Consider the following 3022-nt stretch of genomic DNA (forward strand, 5'->3'; position numbering starts at 1 on the left):
GCCGCGGCGGGGCCGGCGCCGAACTGGAAGATCACGCCGGCGCGGGTGGTGCTGCCGAACGTCACCTCCCGCGGGTTCTCCTGGCCCTCGGCGAGCGTGACGCCGTCCGGCAGCGTCGATTCGTCGAGCTCGACGACATAGGTGCCCGCACCGGGGACCTCGATCTGCCAGCGCCCGTCGTCCTCCGAGGTCGTCTCGGCGGTGCCGGCGTCGCCGGTCGCGGTGAGTCGGACCCCGGCGAGGGGCTCGCCCTCGCTGCGGAGGGAGCCGGAGATGAGATGCGTCGAGTCCGAGGCGAGGACGTCGGCGCCCGGGTCGGGCGTCGAGGCGGCGTGGGCGGCCGCGGGTCCCGCGAGGAGCGCGCTGAGGACCGCCAGCAGCCCGATGCAGAGCGCGACGATCGACGCGCACCTCCACCCGGGCCGATGCACGAGATCGTCTGTCACGGTGGGTGCCTTCCTGTTCCACGCACCCCGGCTCGCGTCGGTGTGATGGGAGTCACAGGGCGGGTGCTGAACTGGATTATGGCACATGGAACGTTTCGCGCCGTTTTCGCCGATGTCACGACTTGGCATCGACCGTTCGAGGCGGTCCGCGGGACGGTGTGCGGACCCGTGTCAGCGGTCGGCGGTAGGGTGCTCCCATGAGCTCCTCCGACCCCGCCATCGACGTCCCCGCACCGGCCGACACCGCGCCTCGGGACGACCCGGGACGCCCCGTCCCGAAGATCGGCCACCGCCCCGAGGTCGTCCGGTCGGTGGCGCCCTTCGAGGTGGTGAGCGAGTACTCGCCGGCCGGCGACCAGCCCGCCGCGATCGCGGAGATCGCCCGCCGGCTCGACGGCGGGGAGAAGGACATCGTGCTCCTCGGCGCCACCGGCACCGGCAAATCCGCCACCACGGCCTGGCTCATCGAGCAGGTCCAGCGCCCGACCCTCGTCATGGCGCCCAACAAGACCCTCGCCGCGCAGCTCGCCAACGAGTTCCGGCAGCTCCTGCCGCACAACGCGGTCGAATACTTCGTGTCGTACTACGACTACTACCAGCCGGAGGCCTACGTCCCGCAGACGGACACCTTCATCGAGAAGGACTCCTCGATCAACGACGAGGTCGAGCGGCTCCGCCACTCGGCGACGAACGCGCTCCTCACCCGGCGCGACGTCGTCGTGGTCTCGACGGTGTCGTGCATCTACGGCCTCGGCACCCCGGAGGAGTACGTCGACCGGATGGTCACGCTCGCCGTCGGGGAGGAGTGCGACCGCGACGCGCTCCTCCAGCGGTTCGTCTCGATGCAGTACGCGCGCAACGACCTCGCGTTCACGCGCGGCACCTTCCGGGTGCGCGGCGACACCGTGGAGATCATCCCGCAGTACGAGGAGCTCGCGCTCCGGATCGAGTTCTTCGGCGACGAGATCGAGGCGCTGTACACGCTCCATCCGCTCACCGGCGAGATCGTCCGCGAGGAGGAGGTCGTCCACATCTTCCCTGCGAGCCACTACGTCGCCGGAGAGAACCGGATGGGCCGGGCGATCTCCGACATCGAGGCCGAGCTCCAGGAGCGGCTCGCCGAGCTCGAGGGCCAGAACCGGCTGCTCGAGGCGCAGCGGCTCAAGATGCGCACGACCTACGACCTCGAGATGATGCAGTCGATGGGATTCACGTCCGGGATCGAGAACTACTCCCGGCACATCGACGGGCGCCCCCCGGGCTCGGCGCCCAACTGCCTGCTCGACTACTTCCCCGAGGACTTCCTCCTCGTCATCGACGAGAGCCACGTCACCGTGCCGCAGATCGGCGGGATGTACGAGGGCGACATGTCGCGCAAACGCACCCTCGTCGAGCACGGGTTCCGGCTCCCGAGCGCGCTCGACAACCGACCGCTGAGGTTCAGCGAGTTCCTCGACCGGGTGGGCCAGGCGGTGTACCTGTCCGCGACGCCCGGCGACTTCGAGCTCGAGCGCAGCGACGGCGTGGTCGAGCAGATCATCCGCCCCACCGGGCTCGTCGATCCGCAGGTCGTCGTCAAGCCCACGCGCGGGCAGATCGATGACCTCCTCGCGGAGATCCGCGATCGCGTCGACCGCGACGAGCGGGTGCTCGTCACCACCCTGACGAAGAAGATGGCCGAGGACCTCACCGACTACCTCCTCGAGCACGGGGTCCGGGTCCAGTACCTCCACTCCGACGTCGACACCCTGCGCCGCGTCGAGCTGCTCACCGAGCTCCGCGCCGGCGAGTTCGACGTCCTCGTCGGGATCAACCTCCTGCGCGAGGGACTCGACCTGCCGGAGGTCTCGCTCGTCGCGATCCTCGATGCGGACAAGGAGGGGTTCCTCCGCTCGGGCACCTCGCTCATCCAGACGATCGGCCGCGCGGCCCGCAATATCCGCGGCGAGGTCCACATGTACGCCGACACGATCACGCCGTCGATGCGCTTCGCGATCGACGAGACCGATCGCCGCCGTGAGAAGCAGATCGCGTACAACACCGAGCACGGCATCGACCCGCAGCCGCTCGTCAAGAAGATCGCGGACATCACCGAGCGCCTGCAGCGCGAGGACGCGGACACCCGGGAGCTCCTCACCGAGTTCGACTACGGACAGGGCAGGCGCGGCTACAGCTCGACGCTCACCGAGGAGCAGCGCGCGCGGGCGGCCGCCGGCGGGGGTGCGCTGCGCCCGCCCGCGGAGGACCTCGTCGAGCTCATCGGCGGGCTCACCGAGCAGATGCACACCGCGGCCGCAGAGCTCCAGTTCGAGCTCGCCGCCCGGCTGCGCGACGAGCTCGCCGACCTCAAGAAGGAGCTGCGCCAGATGCGGCGGGAGGGCCACGCCTGAGCGGGAGCGTACCGGCGGCGGGCGGACTGCGCTAGACTGACCTCTGCTGTTGGTGAGGGAGTATCCTCAACGCTGCGTCCGTCATCACGCTCCCGCCCGCGCGGGGGCCGGGCGCAGAGGCCTGGCGGGCACGCGCGCCGCCAGGCGGAGAGACTTGCGGCGGCCGACCGAACGGTGCTCCCCACC

General features: G+C 70.4%; 2 protein-coding genes. One reads left to right on the top strand and one right to left on the bottom strand.

Annotated elements, in window-relative coordinates; genetic code table 11:
* On the bottom strand, window positions 1-446 hold a 446-nt coding region (locus tag C1A17_RS00005; RefSeq protein WP_146000558.1), incomplete at its 3' end, for a carboxypeptidase-like regulatory domain-containing protein.
* A 197-nt stretch (window positions 447-643) separates the two neighbouring features.
* On the opposite strand from C1A17_RS00005, the gene uvrB reads away from it, so the two are divergent.
* The gene (uvrB, locus tag C1A17_RS00010; protein ID WP_101649551.1) at window positions 644-2836 is read left to right on the top strand and encodes an excinuclease ABC subunit UvrB; all 2193 of its coding nucleotides are present in this window, start codon (window positions 644-646) and stop codon (window positions 2834-2836) included.
* Window positions 2837-3022: the final 186 nt, after the last annotated feature.

This window comes from Brevibacterium ihuae, assembly GCF_900184225.1.
Taxonomy (GTDB): Bacteria; Actinomycetota; Actinomycetes; order Actinomycetales; family Brevibacteriaceae; genus Brevibacterium; species Brevibacterium ihuae.

Coding starts and splice junctions, on each gene's coding strand:
- uvrB (WP_101649551.1), top strand. CDS start 644: ATGAGCTCCTCCGACCCCGCCATCGACGTCCCCGCACCGGCCGACACC.